The organism is Nonomuraea antri, assembly GCF_013283785.1.
Classification (GTDB): Bacteria; Actinomycetota; Actinomycetes; order Streptosporangiales; family Streptosporangiaceae; genus Nonomuraea; species Nonomuraea antri.
Genome location: NZ_JABCPZ010000403.1, coordinates 1 through 5,095 on the forward strand (window position 1 = coordinate 1; position 5,095 = coordinate 5,095).

The following is a 5,095-nucleotide window of genomic DNA, read 5'->3' on the forward strand; positions in this document are numbered from 1 at the left end:
GCCCACCCCCACGGAGACCAGGGCCGCCGAAGGCCCGCTGGTGACCGCGTCCGAGCCCGCCCCTCCGGACGTGGCCGAACCTGGACCGACCGCGGCCCCGCCCACCACCGCCAAGCCGACCAAGAAGTCGTCCAAGACCAGTCCCACGCCCACCCGTACGACCCCGGCGCCCAAGAAGAGCACGCGCGCGCCGGCCCCGACCGTCTCCAAGACCTCGAAACCGCCGACCAAGACGCCGCAGCAGCAGCCCACCACCCCCAAGCCGTCGAAGCCGCCGACCACCAAGCCGCCCGTCGAACCCTCCACCGAGCCGGAGCCGGAGCCGCCCCCCACGAAGACGGCGCCGGTCGAACGGGTCGGCTGCCGCTCCTGGACCGTGCCGAGCAAGGGCCTTCAGATGAGCCCGTGCATCAAGGTCGTCGGCGACCGCGTCTTCATCCAGGCGCGGGCGCGCGGCACCGTCGGCATGCGGGTGGACCTGTCGATCGAGCTGTACGACTCGCGCACGGACCGCACCGTCACCTCGCCGCTGCGCTGCCACGACATGCGCTTCGCCTACGAGGGCGAGATCGAGGTCTGCGGCTGGTACGAGGTCCAGGCGCCGGGCGGACAGCCGTACGTGGCACGCGAACGCTGGAAGGTGAACGGCACCAGCACCTTCGGCGGCGGCGCGGAAAGCCCCGAGCTCAGCTGGTAACCCTGCCAAATGGGTGCCCTCCGAGCGACGCGGAACCCACCGACCGAAACCGACCCGCACCGACCGGACGGCTCAGCAGCCGAACCCGACGCGGCACCGACCCACCCGACAGTTCAGCGGCCGAACCCGATGCGGCACGGACCCCACCTGACGGTTCAGCGGGCGAACTCGGTGTGGCACGGACCGACCGGACGGCTCAACGGCCGAACCCGGCGCGGCACCGACCAACCCGACAGTTCAGCGGCCGAACTCAACGCGGCTCTGACCCACCAGACGGCTGCTCAGCGGGCGAACTCGGTGGCGCGGGATTCGCGGACCACGGTGATCCGGATCTGCCCCGGATAGGTCAGTTCCTCCTCCACCTGCTTCGCCACGTCCCGCGCGATGACCTGCGCCTGGATGTCGTCGATGGCGTCCGGCTTGACCATCACCCGGATCTCCCGCCCGGCCTGCATGGCGAACACCTTCTCCACGCCGTCGTACGACTGCGCGATCTCCTCCAGCCGCTCCAGCCGCTTGACGTACGCCTCCAGCGACTCCCGCCGCGCGCCGGGACGGCTGCCGCTGATCGCGTCGGCGGCCTGGGTGAGCACGGCCTCGACGGTCCGGACCTCCACCTCGTTGTGGTGCGCCTCGATGGCGTGCACCACGTCCTCCTGCTCGCCGTACCTGCGGGCGATCTCCGCGCCGATCAGCGCGTGGCTGCCCTCGACCTCGTGCGTGAGCGCCTTGCCGATGTCGTGAAGCAGTGCGCACCGCTTCATCAGCGTCTGGTCCATCTTGAGCTCGGCCGCCATGATTCCGGCGATGTGAGCGGATTCGATGAGGTGCTTGAGCACGTTCTGCCCGTATGACGTGCGGTAGCGCAGCTGGCCGAGCAGCAGAGTCAGTTCGGGGTGCATGTCCGTGATGCCCAGCTCGACGAGCGCGTCCTCGCCGGCCCGCGCACACAGGTCCTGCACTTCCTGACGGCTGCGGTCGTGCGCCTCCTCGATGCGCTGGGGATGGATGCGCCCATCCAGGACGAGCTTCTCCAACGTGAGCCGCGCCGTCTCCCTGCGTACCGGGTCGAAGCATGACAACAACACCGCTTCCGGCGTGTCATCGATGATCAGGTTGACCCCGGTCGTGGACTCGAACGCCCGGATGTTACGCCCTTCGCGGCCGATGATGCGGCCCTTCATCTCGTCCCCGGGCAGGTGCAGCACGCTGACCACGGACTCGGCCGTCTGCTCGGCGGCCACCCGCTGCACCGCCAGCGTCACGATCTTGGTGGCCCGCTTCTCGCCTTCCTTGCGCGCGTCGCCCTCGATCTCCCTGACGATCAGCGCCGCCTCGCGCTTGGCCTGGTTCTCGATCTCCTTGACCAGCTCGTTCTTGGCCTGGTCGGCCGTCAGCCCGGACACCCGTTCCAGGATGACCCGCCGCTGGTCCTCCACCTGCAGCAGCTCGGTCCGCCGGTCGGCCAGCTCGATCTCCGTCTCGGCGAGCTTCCTGTCGCGCTCGGCCTGGCGGCGCGCCTCCTCGTCCAGGCGCTGCTCGCGCTCGGCCAGGCGCGCCTCGCGCCGCTCCAGGTCGGCCCGCAGTTCCTTGAGCTCGCTCTTGAGTATCCGGCTCTCTTCCTCGACCTCGCGCCGCAGCTGCGCGGCGTTCTCGGCGGTGGACTCCGACCTGCGCAGGATCTCCTCGGCATCGGTCTCGGCCTTCTGCCGGATCTGCCTGGCCTCCTGCCGCGCCTGCTCCAGCTCCTCATGGACGGCCTGGACCTGCTCAGCGCTGGGCTTGGGAACACTGGCACCGGGAGCAGCCGACGTACGCCGCAGCACGATCATGAGCGTTGCGATCATCCCGCCCGCGAGCAGAAGCACCGTCACGGACAGCACCACGACAAGCGGCTCCATGTGCGCCCCGCCCTCCTCGCGTCGTCAACACCTCATAACGCGGCCACCAACCGGGAGGGTCACAAGCACGCCGCGGAAAGCCCCAACGGCGTCATCACCACGACCGATATCAAGCCAAGGCTGACCGGGCGTCGACTGTGGGAGCCGACACCTCGTCCGCCTCGATCAACCAAGCTCGTTCGTCCGTCGTTCACCGGTATGGCAATCCGCACTGCGCGGAGTAACTCCTCACTGCCGTCGAGGTTATGCGTCGAACAAGTCACGCACAAGCAAACGCGTTCTCAAGCGTGTCTTACCGTCCTGCGCCTCCCCACCTGGCCGCTTATCCCCCTATTCCATACCTAATTGCCACAATTTCCTCTCTGGTCACGGCATCGAACTCCGGCCTCCCGCAAACCACGTAAAAGGAGGTGAAACCGCTTGGGGATGGATGCAAGGCTGATCGCGTGAGCGACACGCATACCGTGGTACTGGTCGAGGGCCGGAGCGACAAGTCGGCCGTCGAGGCATTGGCCGAACGTCACGGCCGGAACCTCGCCGCCGAAGGCATTTCCCTCGTGGCGATGGGCGGCGCCACGAACATCGGCACCTACCTCGGCAAGTTCGGACCTCCCGGCCGCGACCTCCGGCTGGCCGGCCTCTGCGATGTCGGCGAGGAAGGCGACTTCCAGCGCAGCCTCGAACGCGCCGGCCTCGGATCCGACCTCGGCCGCGCCGACCTGGAGGCGCTCGGCTTCTTCGTGTGTGTCGCCGACCTGGAGGACGAACTCATCCGCGCCCTCGGCACCATCACCGTCGAGGACGTGATCGACTCCGAGGGCGAACTCGGCTCCTTCCGCACGCTCCAGCGGCAACCGGCCTGGCGCGAGAGCAACACGCATGCCCAGTTGCGCCGGTTCATGTCGGCGGGCAGCGGCCGCAAGATCCGCTACTCCAGCCTGCTCGTCGCCGCCCTCGACCTCGACCACGTCCCCCGCCCCCTGGACCTGCTGATGACCCACCTCTCAACCACCCGAAGCCACTAACCCCGCCCCGCCCTGTCCGGACGTGCAAGCTCGGCATGGCACAAGACCCGCTCAACCCGAAGGACGCCCTGGGTACAGCCGCCAAGTCCCGAGAGAGCCACGTCGCCCGGGGGCCACGTCGCGAGAGAACCACATCACCCGGGGCCACGTCGCGAGAGAACCACGTCGCCCGAGGCCACGTCGGGCGGACCACGACGCGCGGAACCACGTGCGCAGAACCACGACGCGCGGACCACCTGCGCGGGAACACGTCGTGGCACGTGGTGTGGCGGCAGATCAAGTGCCTTGCCACGCGACGAGCCATCGAACCCGATCGAGCGAACGAACCCGCACCACGCCATGCTAGGGAAAGTCGCTTTCCTCTAGGTCGAGACCCTCTTGTTCAAGCGCTTCCCGAATGACGCGAAACGCCAGACCCGACGAGTACCCCTTGCGCGCCAGCATCCCCGCGAGCCGCCGGGTGCGTGCCTGCGGATCGAGCGATCGCGTGGCGGCCAGTTTGCGTTCCACCAGCCGACGGGCCGTCTCCGCCTCCTGATCGGGATCGAGTCGTTCGACGGCTTCGTTCACCGTGTCGGAGTCAACCCCGCGACGCCGGAGCTCGGAGGCCAGAGCCCTCTTGGCCAGCCCCCGCCCGTGGTGCCGCGAATCAACCCAGGCCTCCGCGAACGCCTCATCGTTGATCAGGCCCAGTTCGGAGAACCGATCGAGTACGGACTCGGCGGCCTCGTCCGGGATGTCGCGCTTCCGTAGGGCCTCGGCCAACTGGGCCCGCGTCTTGGGCGCCATGGTGAGCAACCGAAGACAGACGGCCCGAGCCACCGATTCAGGATCGGCGTTGGGCCCGGAGGCGGCAGGACTGTCGGCATCCGGCCCATCGGGAAACCGCCCGCCACCCCTTCGCCCACCGGACGATCTCCCACGAGACGACCGCTTACGCCCCGCACCAGCCGCACCCGAACGGGACGATCCCTCACCGAACAACCCCGCACGAGACGAGGACGAATCAGACGAGAACTCATCGGACGACGATGCATCAGACGATGACGAATCGGGTGACCACGTATCGGCCGGCGATGAACCGCCCGACGATGTATCGGCTGGCCACCCGCCAGACGACCCCGCTCCGGACGCCTCCGATCCGGGTGACCATGCGCCAGACGTCTCGCCCCCTGGCGACCATGCACCGGACGCCCCCGCTCCAGACGATGGCCCTCCAGACGATGGCGCTCCAGACGACGGCGTGCCGGAAGACCGGCTGCCGCCTCTTCCGCTCCGTCCCCCACTCGACCGACGCCCCCGCCCCGATCGTTTCTTCCCCTGCTCCTCCTGCTCCTCAGCGAACCAGCTAGGACCGGGAAGGACCTCCGGATGACGGCCGTCGTCCCAGGCAGCGGCGCCACCATGGTTCTCCGGCTCGTCCGGACGCCACCACTCGGCGCCCGCCCCGCGCCCAACCCCGGGGCCAGACT

Annotated in this window: 3 protein-coding genes and 1 pseudogene; 2 read left to right on the forward strand and 2 right to left on the reverse strand. The window is 68.8% G+C overall.

Annotated elements, in window-relative coordinates; all coding sequences use genetic code 11:
- Window positions 1–697 (forward strand): annotated as a pseudogene (locus HII36_RS53225) (hypothetical protein); the annotation flags it as partial.
- Between the two features lie 281 nt (window positions 698–978).
- Here HII36_RS53225 and rny read toward each other — a convergent pair.
- Entirely contained in the window at window positions 979–2,598 is a 1,620-nt protein-coding gene (gene rny, locus HII36_RS53230) for a ribonuclease Y (RefSeq protein WP_173531038.1), read from the reverse strand.
- Between the two features lie 410 nt (window positions 2,599–3,008).
- Between rny and HII36_RS53235 the strand changes: the two genes are divergently transcribed.
- Window positions 3,009–3,623: a TOPRIM nucleotidyl transferase/hydrolase domain-containing protein gene (locus HII36_RS53235; protein ID WP_328808308.1), complete on the forward strand. Its 615-nt coding sequence runs from the start codon at window positions 3,009–3,011 to the stop codon at window positions 3,621–3,623.
- Between the two features lie 342 nt (window positions 3,624–3,965).
- Here the strand turns inward: HII36_RS53235 and recX are convergent.
- Window positions 3,966–5,095: recombination regulator RecX (gene recX, locus HII36_RS59435; RefSeq protein WP_173531039.1), on the reverse strand; the 1,130-nt coding region annotated here is incomplete at its 5' end.

What these genes read in the sequence shown, in the direction of transcription:
- rny (WP_173531038.1), bottom strand. Translation starts at nt 2,598, where the DNA reads ATGGAGCCGCTTGTCGTGGTGCTGTCCGTGACGGTGCTTCTGCTCGCG.